At 45.6% G+C, this 15,672-nt stretch carries 10 protein-coding genes; 2 read left to right on the top strand and 8 right to left on the bottom strand.

What is annotated here, in order from left to right; genetic code table 11:
• Nucleotides 1–3: 3 nt before the first annotated feature.
• The 4 genes from ACM0P2_RS00665 to ACM0P2_RS00650 all read right to left on the bottom strand — a co-directional run bounded on the left by ACM0P2_RS00665 (nt 4) and on the right by ACM0P2_RS00650 (nt 6,110).
• The gene (locus ACM0P2_RS00665) at nt 4–522 is read right to left on the bottom strand and encodes a hypothetical protein (RefSeq protein WP_159118285.1); all 519 of its coding nucleotides are present in this window, start codon (nt 520–522) and stop codon (nt 4–6) included.
• Nucleotides 523–670: 148 nt separating this feature from the next.
• Complete coding sequence (locus tag ACM0P2_RS00660; RefSeq protein WP_236547091.1) at nt 671–3,397, bottom strand: TonB-dependent receptor plug domain-containing protein; 2,727 nt, start codon at nt 3,395–3,397, stop codon at nt 671–673.
• Nucleotides 3,398–3,686: 289 nt separating this feature from the next.
• Entirely contained in the window at nt 3,687–5,408 is a 1,722-nt protein-coding gene (locus ACM0P2_RS00655) for an amidohydrolase (protein ID WP_159118286.1), read from the bottom strand.
• A 189-nt stretch (nt 5,409–5,597) separates the two neighbouring features.
• Nucleotides 5,598–6,110 carry a hypothetical protein gene (locus ACM0P2_RS00650; protein WP_419227116.1) on the bottom strand — a complete coding sequence of 171 codons (513 nt, stop codon included), beginning with the start codon at nt 6,108–6,110 and terminating at the stop codon, nt 5,598–5,600.
• Nucleotides 6,111–6,432: 322 nt separating this feature from the next.
• On the opposite strand from ACM0P2_RS00650, the gene ACM0P2_RS00645 reads away from it, so the two are divergent.
• On the top strand, nt 6,433–6,969 hold the full coding sequence (locus tag ACM0P2_RS00645) for a heme NO-binding domain-containing protein (RefSeq protein WP_173359561.1): 537 nt from the start codon (nt 6,433–6,435) through the stop codon (nt 6,967–6,969).
• 8 nt (nt 6,970–6,977) lie between these two features.
• Entirely contained in the window at nt 6,978–8,243 is a 1,266-nt protein-coding gene (locus ACM0P2_RS00640) for a sensor histidine kinase (protein WP_159118289.1), read from the top strand.
• A gap of 101 nt (nt 8,244–8,344) precedes the next feature.
• Here ACM0P2_RS00640 and ACM0P2_RS00635 read toward each other — a convergent pair whose 3' ends face one another.
• The 4 genes from ACM0P2_RS00635 to ACM0P2_RS00620 all read right to left on the bottom strand — a co-directional run bounded on the left by ACM0P2_RS00635 (nt 8,345) and on the right by ACM0P2_RS00620 (nt 15,497).
• On the bottom strand, nt 8,345–10,438 hold the full coding sequence (locus ACM0P2_RS00635) for a TonB-dependent siderophore receptor (RefSeq protein ID WP_419227115.1): 2,094 nt from the start codon (nt 10,436–10,438) through the stop codon (nt 8,345–8,347).
• Between the two features lie 149 nt (nt 10,439–10,587).
• Nucleotides 10,588–11,709: an ABC transporter permease gene (locus tag ACM0P2_RS00630; protein ID WP_419227114.1), complete on the bottom strand. Its 1,122-nt coding sequence runs from the start codon at nt 11,707–11,709 to the stop codon at nt 10,588–10,590.
• Nucleotides 11,710–11,712: 3 nt separating this feature from the next.
• Nucleotides 11,713–14,445 (bottom strand): ribosome-associated ATPase/putative transporter RbbA, encoded by a 2,733-nt coding sequence (gene rbbA / locus ACM0P2_RS00625; protein WP_159118292.1) that lies wholly within the window; start codon nt 14,443–14,445, stop codon nt 11,713–11,715.
• Nucleotides 14,445–15,497, bottom strand: coding sequence for an HlyD family secretion protein (locus ACM0P2_RS00620; RefSeq protein ID WP_159118293.1), 1,053 nt, complete (start codon nt 15,495–15,497; stop codon nt 14,445–14,447). Before ACM0P2_RS00620 ends, rbbA begins: the two co-directional genes overlap by 1 nt.
• Nucleotides 15,498–15,672: the final 175 nt, after the last annotated feature.

The raw sequence follows: 15,672 nt of genomic DNA, 5'->3' as shown, positions 1-15,672 counted from the left end.
GAACTAGTTGCCCTCTTTGCGCTGCTCAATGCGCTGATGCAGCGCGTCTAGCTTTCTGAAGCTGTCAAACAGTTCTGGGTGTGTGGCAACGAGCGCGGCAACATGCTCAAAAGCTTCTTCTCGCGTGTCGTTAGTAAGAAAACGAATATCATCGTCGCTAGGTAAGCGATTGAGTTCGATACCCGGGACTGTAGAAGAGGTTTGAATCTTCATGGCGCGAAAGTCTTTCACATAGCGGGGCTCACAGCTTTTACGGGCAATTTTGCTTCCAATGGACTTTTGATATTTGCAGATAACATCGAATTTCGCAGTTTCATTGATACTGTTGTACAGTTCTAAGAATTCGAAGCGCTGATTATCGAATGCTCTTTTTAATTGCGGTGTAGTCTTTTGGCCGAATACTTCAATTTTTTCAACGCGTTCTTTATCGTTTTGCGCGGCTACCTGAAAGCTTGCTGCAAGCGCTAGCGACAGCGCAGCTGTTTTTATGGCATGAAGCCCGTATTTACGTAGGTTTATCATAGTTAACTTCCTCGTTGTTTTACTTGTACATTTCTCAACTTAGCACTTGGATAAATTTCAGTCAAAAAAAACCGCTTCTTATAACAAGAAGCGGTATTCAATTTTGTTTATAAACTAGTTAGTTAGCTTTTTATCTGGCTAAAATGGCTTAGTAAGTATAACGTGCCTGCACGTACCACATACCACCATTGAAACCAAACGGACTAGCTTCTGAGTAAAGCTGACCTAAGCTTCCCGCACTTGGATTTTCTTCTGGATATTCGTCGAACAGGTTGTTCACACCAATAACAAGGTCGAGATTTTCGCTGTAAGAGTATTTAGCTTCAACGTCTATCAAGATAGCCGCATCAATACCGTCTACACCGTTACCTGTGTCGTCCCAACCTCCGTAGTAGTTAGCGCGAACTAGAGTGCGAAGTGCGCCTTGCGTGTGCGTCCAAGAAATATTACCGCGAAGGTTTGGCAGTAAGTCTTCAATAGCTGCAACACGACCTTCACCGATAGGGTTAAGTGTACCTACATCGTCTACTTCGGTTTCGTTGTAGTTTGCCGCTAGCGTAATACGTGAGTTACCTTCCCATAAATCGAAACTGTAGTTACCTACAATGTCGATACCGCGTGTAGTAGTGTCAAAGCTGTTCGAGAAGAAACGGAACTGCGACAAATCATCAAGACCAATAAAGTCTGAACGGTCGATAATACCCGACGCATCAAGCTCGGTAAGCGCTTCAGATACGGTTGCGTAGTTTGTACCGCCACCGGCGAAGTTAAGCGCATCTAGGAAGTTTACGTTGGCACCTAGCGCAACACGGTTTTCCATTTCGATGTTGTAGAAATCGATGGTCCAGCTCATGTCTGCCACATCAATTGATGCACCGAATGAGAAGTTCACCGCTTCCTCTGGCCCTAGGTCTGGACGACCGTTGCCTTGGCTTTCAATGAAGTCAGCCGCTAGTTGACCTGCCGCCGATGACAATGGCAGTGTACCTTGGTCAATCAATACGCCGTTCACGTTTTGCGTTGTAACGTTAGTAATGCTTGCCTGCCCCGCTGTTGGCGCGTGGAAACCGGTTGAGTACGCTCCGCGTAAACGGAAGTCGTCAGTTACGTGGAAAATACCCGCAAGTTTAAAGTCAGTGGTATCACCGAATTCGCTGAAGTCTTCACGACGCAGGGCTGCTTGTAGGGTAAGTTGCTCTGTTACGTCGGCTTCCAAGTCAATGTAAACCGCGTTACTGTCTTGCGACGAGCTAGTATCACGAGGGAAACCACCAAAACCGTTCGAGCTAGATGAGAAGCCTTGGCTTGCTAGCGGACCAAGCGCATAAGACGCTTCATCACCGGCAAATAAGTCAAACTCTTCTTTACGGTATTCTGCACCAAACGCAACGTTTAAGTCAGACGCTAAACCTACATCAACACCGTACACAAAGTTAAGGTTAACTAGTGTTTCGGTTTGCTCTTGACCACCAGGTACAAAATCACGCGGAGTAGCTGGGCCTAAAGATGCGTTAATGGTGTTCTTAATGAAGAAATCTGTGCGGTTAGAGCCACGCTGCGCACTGAAGTCGTAGCCTAAGCCGTTACCTACTTCTAAATCGCCACGCACACCTACCGTAAACGCCATGTCTTCGTTATCGCCACCAAAGCGCGGCACAAAGCCGGTAGGAATGGTTTCAATAAACGAGAAACAGTTATCGTCGGCTTGAACCTGAGCAAGGAAAGATGGGTCAGGGAATACATTACCATTACCGCCAATTGGAATACCGTCGATACAGCTTCCACCTACACCTACGCCGTCAAGGTCGCCTACAAGCACTGAGTGTACACCGTCTGGATCTTCTAAACCCGTTAGAGGGTCAACCAGTGGGCCTGCATATACACCACCGCGCTGGCTGCCCTCGGTTACCGGGTTACGGTAGAAGAAACCGCCGGTTACTGTACGCTTGCCGTAGTTACCGAATAAGTACAGCTCGGCTTTGTCGTTTAACTCGTATGCTGAGTTAATAAACACTTTATAGTCGTCTTCTACGTCTGGCTGGCCCCAGTACTGTGGCACTTCATTGGTGTAGGTGTTAATGGTCGAAAAATCTGCCTGAGTTAAGTAACCCGCATCAACCATGCCCTGCACGTCGTTACGTACTACTGAGCGCACAGTACCTTCAACGTCACGAATTTCACCTGTGATGTTTACAAAGCCATCTGCGCCTAGCGAGAAACCAGCGTTAGCAGAAATGGTGTAGTTGTCACCATCGCCTTCATAGGTAGAGCCATAGTTTGCACGGAACTCAAAACCTTCATCGTCATCGCGGAGCAAGAAGTTAAGCACACCTGCGATAGCGTCTGAACCGTACTGTGACGATGCACCGTCACGTAGTACTTCTACTTGCTTCAGGGCGAGTGATGGAATTGCCGAAATATCAACACCCTGCGCCCCATCAGAAATACCGCCACCAAGGAAAGAAATGATAGAGCCACGGTGACGGCGCTTACCGTTTACCAGTACCAACACGTTATCTGGCGACAGACCACGCATGTTAGCCGGGCGCACAATGGTAGCCGCATCACTGATTGGCTGTGTGTTTACATCGAACGACGGTACATTCGTACGCAACATATCTTGCACGTCGCTTGACGAGTTCTGGCGGAATTCCTCACCCGTAATAACATCTACCGGTACTGGCGAGTCGGCTGCAGAGCGGTTGCTCATGCGTGTACCCGTTACAATAATATTTTCAAAATCTTCTGCTTTCTCTTCCGCTTCTTGTGCAAAAGCAGGTGCTGACATTGCCGCAAAAAACGGTAATGAACTAGCAATAATGGCTGAGGTTATTCGATTAAGTTTTTTCCCTTTAGGAAAGTTACCTTGATCCAATGTGTTTCTCCTTCAAGACTTGTGGTTTTTTAAGCGTTTTAAGGTTTTTGATTATTTTTATTATTGGCGTAGGCAACACTTATTAGCGGTTGTTGAATAGAATGTGATACAACCAAACTAATATGCATCTTTAAATTAGAATAAATTCACTAAAAAATACACCTTATTCAGATAATTATCACTCATTAGACGAATATTATATTAGCCTTTAGGATAAAAGAACGCTTTGTTATTAAGAGGAGCGCAGAAAGTGCCGCACGCAACAGCATGCAGCGCTTATAAGAACAGATTAATTATTGGTAAGATTTTGAAAGACTACCTTGCCGTTTACCACCGTCATTACAACGTTGGCCTTCAAAATATCGCTAGGTTCTGCTGTCATAAAATTAGTGTCGAAAACGGAAAAGTCGGCATATTTGCCCACTTCAATAGAGCCTAAATTATCTTCTTGAAACGACGCATAGGCAGGCCATAGGGTGAACATGCGAAGCGCATCTTCCCGAGATAACGACAATTCTGGGTGCCAACCTTTATCTTGCGTACCGTTAAGCCTACTACGGGTAATAGCTGCGTAAAACTCAATGCGTGGGTCGCCCACTTCAACTGGCGCGTCTGATCCGCCTACCAAGATCACACCTTTATTCACCAGCGATTTCCAAGGGTAAGCGTATTCTAAGCGGCTGTAGCCCAAACGGCTTGGCGCAAAGTTTAAGTCACCTATGGCATGACTTGGCTGCATTGATGCCACAATATTCATGTCTGCCAGTCTGTCTTGCTGATTGGGTGGAATAATTTGCGCGTGCTCTAAGCGCCAGCGCAGATCATCTGATTTCCACTGGGCGGTGGGCAACGCCTTCCACGCCTCTTCGTACCAATTAAGCGTTGAATATAATGCGCGATCGCCAATAACGTGGGTCATTACTTGAAAGCCCTGCTTTAACGCCTGTTCCAACACGGGCATAAGCTCAGCTTTTGTGGTGCGGTTCATAAAACCGCTATGATCAGCATCGCTGTAAGGCGCAAGAAGCGCAGCACCACGAGAACCTAAGGTGCCGTCGATAAACACCTTTATCCCATTTAAATAAAACAGCCCTTGTGCAAGCGTTTCAGTGCCATTTTGAAAAAGCTTATCAGACTCGCTAATAGGTATGGCAATATAAACCCGGTGCAGCATTTCGTCATCGTTGGCCAGTTGCTTTAACTGCTGAACCTCTCGCCACTTCATGCCAGCGTCGTGGGTTGCCGTCCACCCTTGCGACACATTTACCTGCATACCGCGCTTTAAATTTTCTTGTATATATTGATTGGACTCGGGGGGTAAAATATTTCTAAAGAAGTCCATTGCCGTTGCCAAAACATAGCCGGTAGGCGTGCCATCGTTATAGCGTTCAAACTTACCGCCTTCAGGGTCGGGGGTGTTTTTGGTGACACCCGCAAGGGCCAACGCTTTTGAGTTTACCACGGCTGAAACACCGTCGGCGCGGGGCATAAACAGCGGCTTTTTTTGAGTGAACGCATCGAGGTCGGCAGCGGTTAGAAAACGTTGTTCATCTTGCCACTCGCGCTCTATCCACCCGCGACCTAATACCCATTCACCTTCTGGCACGGTTTGAGCAAAGGCTTTAATTTCAGCCACTGTGGCCTTTAACGTAGGTATACCGAACAAACTGAGGGTGCGCGTGCGTTTGCCTACCCCTTCAAGATGCTGATGGCTGTCGGTAAAGCCAGGGAAAAGCGTGCTGCCCTGTAAATCAATGCGTTTTTCAGCACCGCAGTGCCACGGCGCGGCGTCAGCATCTTTGCCCACAAACGCAATACGCCCGTCTTTAACTGCAACCACTTCGGCCTGCCAATTCTTATCGTCAGCCGTATAGATAACACCGTTATGAAATACCACATCAGAACTGATGCAGGTTTCCGTCGCTTGCGCTAAACAAACGTGAGATACACAGACTGTAGTGGCAATAAACCCTTTGAGTATTGTGCGCGATAGCGCGGTTGAAAACGTCATGTTCGCCTACTTTATTCCTCGTTGCATTTATCAGTAGATAAACGCTAAATGCGGCCAGATAAGTGAACATGCGCTTGATAAACACACGTCATTAAAAGTCCTTTTTTATGGGGTATCAAGACACTAGCAACTGCATTAATTTTAATCAAGGCAGTTGCTTGGTTTGCGAAAAAATAACGATGGTGTTTATTAGTTATCGGCTTCGCTGCGCGCTTTAATTCGCTCATGAAGCGCATCTAATTTCATAAAACTGTCTAGCAGCTTTTGGTTGGTTGCCACTAGAGCAGCAACATGTTGATAAGCTTCTTCCCGAGTATCTTTCGTTAAAAAGCGCAGAGTGTCGTCGTTGGGCAGGCGATTAAAATCAATGCCTGGCTGAGTAGACCAGGTTTGAACCGTTAACGCCCGAAAATCAATCATGTATCTGGGTTCGCATAACTTGCGCGCAATTTGGCTGCCAGTAAATTTGCGCCATTTACAAATTACGTCGAACTGGGCATCCGTATTAACGGAATTGTATAACTCAATAAAGGCCATTTGCTGCTTTTTAAACGCGCGCTTTAATTGAGGCGTAGCTTTCTCGCCCTGCACGTCAATAGTTTCCACAGACTGCATATCGGGTTGAGCAAATACCGCCGAATTCATGGTTAGACTTAAAACGGCTGTACCAAAGAGCAAAGACACTTTTTTCAATGATTGCATGACGTTTTCCTTAATAAGTCTCACTTTCATAACAGTAGTCATTGGTTAATTTGCAATCAAATTAATTAAGGTTAAGTCTGCGGTTTTCCATATCCATATTTTAAAACGCTGCGGAATATAAATCGTCTACACTTTTGCTCTAAAACTTTTTGTTTTAATCTCTTTATCTTAAACTTTTTACCTCAAGGCTTTGGGTCCATAACGCAATAAGTACATAAAAAAACGGCGTAATTTTTAATAAAACGCGTCGCTCTCTCGCAGTTTCTGAACCCTGTGCTATGTTTTTTCATAGGTAGTGTAAAGGAGATGCCCCGTGTACGGCATGATAAACAAATTTATATCCACAACAGTGATTAATCGATACGGCCAATCTGCATGGGATGAAATAAAAACATCCTTGGGAGATTACGAGTCGACCTTTCTAGAAGTGCAGCCATATAGCGATGAAGTGACGTTCGGTATTGTTGGTGCTTCTGTTGAGCATTTAAACGTAGACTTAGCCGTATTTCTTCGTCAAATGGGAGAAGACTGGGTAAAAGAAACATCGCAAGGCAGCTACAAAGAAATGTATTCGCTGGTCTCAGGCGGCGCATTTGAATTTATTTCCAACTTAAACAACATGCACCAAGTAATTTCAGCGCAGCTGGAAGAGCTAGTGCCTCCATCGTTTTTATGCGAGAAAAACGACGATGGCAGCATCACTATCCATTATCACTCATCACGAGACGGCCTCGAGCCTTTTGTGGAAGGCCTGTTAATGGGTGTGTGCGAACACTTTAATCAGCCGGCAACAGTCTCAACCGTTAAACTGCGAGACGAAAACAACCCGTTTAGCACCTTTCGCATCGACTTTAAATGAGCTAGCCAGTGCAATCACAAACGTTTCAATTAGATTTAAATGACAAGCTCAACATTGTTAATTTCAGTAATGCGTTTGGCAAAGTATGCCCTGAGCTTACGGTAAACGCGCCGTTTTCAGAGCTGTTTAAGCTTGTGGCACCACAGCTGCCTTTAAGCACCCAAATTATAAAAATGTTCAACGGGCAGCTAATTACTCTTTGCCCCATTAGCAGCCCCTCCTTTGTTTTTGGTGGCGCGTTCTACGAAGTAGAAGACAACTATTGCTTTATCGGTTATCCGCAGCTAACCAACATGGGGCAGCTGTCGAAAATGAACTTGGCGTTAAACGACTTTGTGCATCACGACCCCATCAACTTTTACATTGGCACGCTTCAGCTAAAAGAAAGCATGTATCAGGAAATGATACAGCTTAATGACGAGTTAAAAGCTAGCGCAAAACATTTAGAGAAATTGGTAGAACAGCGCACACAGGAGCTATTGCATGCAGAGAAAATGGCGTCGCTTGGTGTGCTGGCAGCTGGAGTAGCCCATGAAATAAATAACCCGATAGGCTTCTTGTTAAGCAACTTAAATACGCTAAAAAGCTATATGGACGATATCGCTCCGCTTCTTACCAAGCTTAACAACTTGCCGGACAAAGAAAAGGAGCAACTCGATACGCTCACCAACATATCGGTGAACTGGGATAACATTGATTTCATTTGCGAAGATATAGGGCCTTTAATCGACCAAAGTATTGATGGCAGTAAACGGGTAAGTAAAACCGTAGCGGGGCTGAAAAACTTTGCCCATCCGTCAGACTCAAAACAAGAAGTCATGTCGGTTCAGCAGGCTATCGATTTAACCCTGTCGCTACTTAATAACGAGCTAAGGCACAATGTAACCCTTCACTATGAACGGGAAAACGATGTATATATCACCGGCAATTTAACCGAACTAAGCCAAGTTTTTATTAACCTTGTAATGAACGCTACCCAGGCAGTAGAAAAAGACGGCGTTATTTCAATTAAAACTGAAGAACTTGAGAATTCGGTAAAAATTTACATCGCCGACAATGGCTGCGGTATTTCATCAGATAACCTACCCAAGCTATTTCAGCCATTTTTTACAACAAAGGAAGTAGGCTCAGGCACAGGACTGGGTTTAGCCATTAGCCACGGCATTATTGAAAATCACAATGGCAGTATTTCAGTGGAAAGTAAGGAAGGCGTGGGCACCACGTTTACTATTGAACTACCGCTTGCGGATAGCCAAGCAATAGCAGAAAGTTAACTGGCGACGCCTTCGTCACAATCGTTAATGAATGAAGAAGGCACAATACGCCCACCGCATTACGCTAAAACACGCATTAACACGGCGGGCGTATAGCGTAATTAAAACGTATACGACGCACTTAGCTGGGCGTTAATACCCGCGCCGTAATAACCCACGGTATGCAGGCTATTAATGTACTTCTTATCGAAGATATTGTTGATGTTCATGCGAACGGTGAGGTCTTCAGTAAACGCACGTGATGCATACACATTCCCCAAGAAATACGCACCTTGCTCAACGTTGTAATCCACATTACTTATTTCAGACTGCCAGCGACCACCAAAGCCTACTTCCACCTCTGGTGCTTGGGGAATGGTATACCCTAGCTGGAACGTAACCACGTCGCGCGGTGCCCATAAGTTAGCATCATTACCCTGCTCGTCTTCCACATCAATATTGGTGTAAGACGCATTAGCACGCAAAGCATCGGTTACCTGCCCGGCCACTTCAATTTCAAAACCGTTAGACTCTACCGACACGCCTTTGTAGTAAAACTGAAGCGTATCTGGGTTAGTGCCTGCGTAAGCTGCCAAGTTATCTTGCTCTGCAGTAAAGTAAGCAAACGTGGTTAATAAACGGTCGTCGAACCACTGGGCTTTCACGCCGGCCTCAAAGTTTTGGCCTTTGGTTGGGTCTAGGTACTGGCCGTTAATGTCGTACTGCTCTTGCGGCTGATACACGTCTGAATAGCTCACATACGCGTTAATATCTTCAGTTACCGCATAGGTAGCACCCACATAAGGGCTGGCTTCGCTTTCTGAGTTATCGATAACCGCACCAGCGTTTTGCCCTGTACGTTCAAAATCAATAGCGTTAAAGCCAGCAATAATATGCATTTCATCGGTAATGCTAAAACGGGCTGAACCGAAGTAACGAGTTAGGGTTTGTTCAATGTTTGAATACTCGGAAGCCGCCAGCCACTCTGGCTCGGCAATCGCATCTAGCGCATAAGGGAACGCTGGTGTGGGGCCGTAAGCAGGGGTAGTAGCATAATCAAAGGCGTGAACGAAAGACACGTCATCGCTGGTAGCGTGGCTTACCCCAAAGTTTACTTCGTGATTACGACCAAATAGGGAAAAGTCACCAAATACACGGCCTTCAACAAGATGAGAATCGCGCTCTGAGTCGTAACGACCCGGCCAGCCAACCAGGCCTAATCCAGTATCTTTATCAATAGCGCCATAGGCGTAAAACAGTTTGCTTTGATCTTCAAAGTCGCGGTAGTTATAGCTAAGCAGCAATTGCCAATCGTTATCGAATACGTAGTCTAGCTCTACAAAGGCATTGGTGGTTTCCGTATCCCACTTCGTCCACTCTTGAGACGTGGTATCGCTAATGTCCCACTCGGCTTGGGTGCCATCAGTGTAGTTAAACACTAGCCCGCCCCAGGTGTTGCCGTCGGTATTCGCATCTTGGTAAGACAACCCAAACGTTACGGTAGCGTTGTCGGTCAACTGGCCGTCGATAACACCGTACACAAAGCTGCGATCGTTTTCCAGGCCATCTATGTGCGACTCTTTATCTTCAACGCTTGCTACTACACGGGCTGCCCAGCTGCCATCTTCGGTAAGCAGCATTGAATAGTCGCCCTGAACGCGCTTAAAGTTATACGAGCCAATGCTTGCACCAATTTCGCCACCTTCTTCGTTGGTGGGGCGCTTGCGCACATAGTTAATGGTACCCGACGCATTACCCACACCGGTTAACAGGCCGTTGGCACCACGAATAACTTCAATTTCTTCATAGCCGTAGGCTTCCACAGCACCGGTAACAATGCCCCAGTCGTTCGGCAGGCCCACGCCGTCTATTTGCGTGTTTTTAATTTCAAAACCACGGGCGGTGTAGTTAGTACGGTTGGTTTCCCACTCTTCTACGTTAATACCCGGCGCAAGCTTTAGCGCATCATTAATATTAAACGCACCAAACGACTGCATTAAGTCTTCAGAAAGAATACTAATAGACTGCGGCGTTTCGCTTATTTCCATGGTTAAGCCCGTTGCCCCACGGCTAACGCGGTTTTGACGAACGCCAACAATACGAATTTTTTCAACGTCTGCTTCTTTAGCTTCTACCGTATCGCTTTGCGTAGTTTGCGCATTTACCGACAATGCAAACGCGATAGGCGTTAGTGCAAATAAACTGCTTAATTTCATGGTGTTCTCTGCTATTGGTTTTGAAGGGTTTGTATGTTTTCGGGGCAGGAGTATAAAACAGCTTAAACTTAATTTAAATGATAATTATTACTATTTACACTGAAAATGGAACAACAAAACAGAGATGGATCCAAAACTAGATAACGCTTCTAAGCCATACTACCAATGGTGCTTTTAAATCTTTTAAGCGCTATGAAATAAAACGCGCAACCAATGGCTAAAAGCGTCAATAACTGAGGATATATAACGCTAACGCCCGCCCCTCGATACAATACCCCTTGGGAAGCCATTACGAAGTGCGTATTGGGCATTAGCAACATTGCGTATTGAATGAATTCAGGCATGCTTTCTCTTGGTGTTACACCACCAGAAAGCAACTGTAGAGGAAGTAATACTAAGATAAGTAACAATCCGAACTGGGGCATAGATCGCGCAATAGTGGCCATAAAAATGCCCATACTCGATACGGCAAACAACTGTAAAGCAGCAGCCACCATGAAAAGCCATATTTCGCCATTGATTGGTACGGCGAGAACCCACTGAATGATTAGATACACCGAAAGCAAGGTAGTAACCCACACAACTACCCCCGAGGCCAACAGCTTAGAAAGCATAATTTCACTGTCTGACACTGGCATAGCTAACAGGTGCTCTATAGTACCGCGCTCTTTCTCTCGAATAAGCGCAGCCCCAGACAAAATTATGGCTATCATTGTTACAGCATTAATAAGCTCCATAACAGAACCAAACCAAAAGCTTTCAAGCGCGGGGTTAAATCTGGCTCGCATGATCAATTCGACAGGATAAACAGTGTCAGACTTGTAACCCTGTATATAAGCATTTACTTCATCGGTGATTATTTCGGTAATATAAGCATTGCCGGTAAACGCCTGACTGATACGTGTGGCATCAACGTTAATCTGAACGTCGGGTTCTATGCCAGCCATTATGTCTTTTTCAAATTCAGGGGGAATGGTAACCACAAAGGTATACTTACCAGTGTCTAAATACGTGTCGGCTTCATTGCTTTCAATAACATCTGGCGCTAGAAAATAGGGAGGGTAAAAAGCATCTATCACTCGATTAGATATTTGCGAATTGTCGTGATCGACAAAAGCAATGGGCGCATTGTGCAAAGATTCGGGTACCGCAGTAGCTGCTGTGTAAATGTTTACCGTAAACACATAAATAATAAGGATAAGCATGGCCGGGTCGCGCCATAAACTCCAAAGTTCTTTTATACTCAACTGGGCTACATTTTTAATTTCCACGGTTTAGCGCTCCTGCTTGCGTAACAAAACAGTGGCAAGCCACAGTGTAACTGGAATAGAAATAGCAATGGCAAACACTGCAAAATCAAGCGTACCAAAGCCTAACCCTTTGCTGAATATTCCCCTGCTAGCAGTTAAAAAATAACTAATGGGATGAAGCTCTCCTATTACGCGCCCTGCCCCTTCTAAGGCAGAAACTGGCGTTATCATGCCTGCAAACTGCACAGCCGGAACCATGGTGCCGATGGTGGTAAGCAAAATGGCGGCAATTTGACTGTTCGTAAAAACTGAAGCCAACAAACCAAAGCTGGTAGAAAAAGTAACGAATAACAACGTTATAAAGCAGAGCACCAACATATCCCCTTTTAATGGGATATCGAAAAGCCACACCGCCATTGCAACTAACAGCAAGAAGCTAACAAACGAAGTAACGATATAAGGTAGTTGCTTACCCAACAAAAACTCTATGCGTGTAACTGGCGTGACGTACAAATTGATTATCGAGCCTAACTCTTTTTCACGCACCACCGCCAATGACGTTAAAAGCGCAGGGATCATCAACAATAACATCGGCATTACCGCAGGTACGATTGCCACTAAGCTTCGAACATCTGGGTTATATAAATAGCGTGATTCAATATTAATATTACTGGTCGACTGCACTTGGCTGGCTTGCGAAGCTTGCTGTAATAGCCACTTTAAGTGAATACCTGTTACATAACCCTCAATAGTTTCAGCCCGTGATGGCATAGAGCCATCAATCCATGCCCCTATTTCCACTTGTTCGCCCTTATGCAGTTTTTGGCTAAATTCAGGGGGAATTTCCACGGCTAATGAAAGCTCGCCGCTTTTCATTCGACGGTCCATATCGGCGTAACTGGTTATAGCAGGCTGCTCATTAAAATAGCGGGAGCCCGATAAAGCATTGCGATAGTTAAGGCTAGTAGAAGTTTGATCGCGGTCGAATACAGCATAGCTTAAGTCATCGACATCCATGGTAATGCCATAGCCAATCACCACCATTAACACCATGCTGCCTAAGAACGACATAGTTAAGCGGATAGGATCGCGAATAAGTTCGAGTGTTTCACGTGATGCGTAACTTAACAACCGTCGTAAGCCTTTTGCACGTTTGCTTGGTGATGCGGTTTTATCTGCACTAAAACTTTCTTGCGCGTTTTGCTCTGGCTTTTGGGTTTGGTTTGTAGGCGTTTGTGCTTCAACCAAGTAATCGATAAACGCACGTTCTAATGTATCGGCAGATTTAGACGCTTTTATGGCCTCAGGTGTATCGGTTACTAACACTTCGCCTGCATGCATTAGTGAAATTCTATCGCAACGTACTGCTTCATTCATAAAATGAGTTGAGATAAAAATGGTTACGCCGTCTTTTCGCGCTAAGGAAATAAGCAACTGCCAAAAGTTATCTCGGGCAACTGGATCTACGCCAGAAGTGGGTTCATCTAATATCAATACTTCAGGTTTATGAACCATGGCCACGGCCAATGACAAACGCTGGCGAATACCTAGTGGAAGGTCGTTAGGTAGGCTGTGTTGATGATGGCTTAAGGCAAAGCGGTTAAGCATTTCATCTACCCGCGAATTTAGTATTTTGCTAGCTACTTTGAATAGCTTGGCATGAAGCATGAGGTTTTGCCGAACGGTTAATTCGGTATACAAAGAAAAGCTTTGCGACATATAACCTACGCGGTAGCGGGTGTTAATATCGTTAGCAGCAAGCGGGCTACCCAGTAAACATGCCTCGCCAGAGGTTTGCGGTAACAAACCAGTAAGCATTTTCATGGTGGTAGACTTGCCGCAGCCATTCGACCCTAGAAAGCCAAAAATTTCACCCTTACCAATAGTGAAGCTAACGTTATTTACCGCCGTAAAATCGCCAAACTTCATAGTAAGGTTTTTAGCTTCAATAGCGGTTTGGGTATGCTCACTAGCTTTATAAGGCTGCACAACTACGTTGCGATGCTGATGCTTTGCGTCTGCGGGTAAAAGCGCAATAAATGCAGCTTCTAAATTGGTGGTTTGCGTTTCCTCAAGCAATGACGTTGGCGAGCCGCTTGCCAGTATTTCACCTGCATTTAACGCTATTAGATGATCGAACTGTTGGGCTTCATCCATATAGGCCGTAGCTACCAGTACCGTAATATTCGGCTGGGCTTTGCGGATATCTTTAATAAGCGACCAAAATTGACTGCGGGCAAGGGGGTCTACCCCTGTGGTGGGTTCATCTAAAATAAGTAAGCGGGGGTCGTGTATTAAGGCACAGCATAAACCGAGCTTTTGCTTCATACCACCAGACAACTTACCAGCTGGGCGTGATAAAAACGGGTAAAGCCCAGTTCGTTTGGTAAGGTTATCTATGCGGGCTCGACGCTGTGCGCGATTGTGCCCAAAAAGTTTGGCGAAAAACTGTAAGTTTTCTTCGACCGATAGCGTGGGGTATAAGTTTTTACCTAATCCTTGCGGCATGTATGCAATGTCGGAACATATAGCGGCGCGGTGCTTTTCATCACGCATATCGCCACCAAGTACCTGCAGCTGCCCCTTTTGCATAACTCGCTCGCCGGCAATAAGCGACAGCAACGTAGATTTCCCCACACCGTCAGGCCCAATAACGCCTACCGTTAGGCCTTCGGGAATAGAAAGGGCAATATTGTGAATAGCAGTAGTGCTTTTGTAACGAACCGTTAGCGCATTGCACTCAATAATATTGCTCATTAGTCGACAAGCTCAGGTAGGTCGCTAGGCCATTCAGCGTTGTCATTTAACTTTACCCATACTTCACCTGGCAGCCCTGTTTTCACTTTTTCAATGTGCTGCTTTAACAAATCAACAGGAATTTGAGCTTTAACCCTGAACATTAGCTTTTCTCGTTCGCTTTGGGTTTCAACCGATTTAGGTGTAAATTGCGCCACATCGGCAACGTAAGAAATGGTAGCCGGGATAGCTATATCGGGCGCAGCATCAAGCACAATGCGAGCTTCACCGCCCATTGTTAGCTTGCCCACCTGCGTGGCAGGTAAAAAGAATGTCATGTATACGTTTGTTAGGTCGACCAAACTAAGTACACGGCCACCTGCGCCAACAACTTCGCCAGGCTCTACAACACGGTATTGAATGCGCCCACTACGTGGTGCTTTTAACACCATATCGTTAATTTCTGACTGAATTTGCGCAATAGTGGCATCGGCCGCACTTACTGCCGCCTGTGCAGAGTAGTATTGCGCACGCGACGCTTCTATGGTGGCATCGGCCGCTGTTAAACGAGCATTAGCAGCATTTACCGCTGCCTTTGCGCTTTCAACAGTGGTTAGATTATCTTCTGCCAATTGCTTAGACACTGCGCCTGTTTTTGACAATTCATTAGTACGGGCAGCATGCGCTTCGGCTGCTTTTAGCTCAGCTTTAGTTTGTAGCAATGCAGCTTGAAGTGCTGACTTTTCGCTTTGGCGCTGTGCAACAGCCATATTTGCAGCTTCTACCGCACTTTTAGCTTGCTGGCGCTGCGCCTTGGCCTGCTGAAGCTGGCTATTAATGGTAGTAGTATCGAGTTTAGCGACCACATCACCCGCCGTTACTCTGTCACCTTCGTTCACGTAAATTTCTTCTACACGACCTGCCACTTTAGCTGAAATACCAATTTCAGTAGCTTCAATACGCCCGTTCCCCGACACCACATCAACATTTTCAGGGCCACTAAAAATAGTGCTAACAACCACAACCAAAAACACAACGAACATAATAGATAGAATAAACGGCGTTTTTTTCACAGCGGCGCTCCCTGTGGTTTAAAAATAAAGGTGAGGAGTGGCGAAAACGCCAATGCTAATAAATTAAGTATACTGAGTAGTGCACTTTAGACTTTGCGCTGGATCAATGTTTTGGTAGGTTGGCCTTACTAGCCGAGCTTTAAGGCATGCTGTAAGTTAGACTAAAACAACGAAT

The sequence above is a fragment of the Alteromonas sp. OM2203 genome (assembly GCF_048517045.1).
In the GTDB taxonomy this organism is placed as follows: domain Bacteria; phylum Pseudomonadota; class Gammaproteobacteria; order Enterobacterales; family Alteromonadaceae; genus Alteromonas; species Alteromonas gracilis.
This window is presented reverse-complemented; position numbering and strand designations above follow the sequence as displayed.

Excerpts from the sequence above, each read along its gene's own strand:
- rbbA (WP_159118292.1), bottom strand. The coding sequence starts at position 14,445 with ATGAGCAATATTATTGAGTGCAATGCGCTAACGGTTCGTTACAAAAGC.
- ACM0P2_RS00635 (WP_419227115.1), bottom strand. The coding sequence starts at position 10,438 with ATGAAATTAAGCAGTTTATTTGCACTAACGCCTATCGCGTTTGCATTG.
- ACM0P2_RS00655 (WP_159118286.1), bottom strand. The coding sequence starts at position 5,408 with ATGACGTTTTCAACCGCGCTATCGCGCACAATACTCAAAGGGTTTATT.
- ACM0P2_RS00650 (WP_419227116.1), bottom strand. The coding sequence starts at position 6,110 with ATGCAATCATTGAAAAAAGTGTCTTTGCTCTTTGGTACAGCCGTTTTA.
- ACM0P2_RS00645 (WP_173359561.1), top strand. The coding sequence starts at position 6,433 with ATGATAAACAAATTTATATCCACAACAGTGATTAATCGATACGGCCAA.
- ACM0P2_RS00665 (WP_159118285.1), bottom strand. The coding sequence starts at position 522 with ATGATAAACCTACGTAAATACGGGCTTCATGCCATAAAAACAGCTGCG.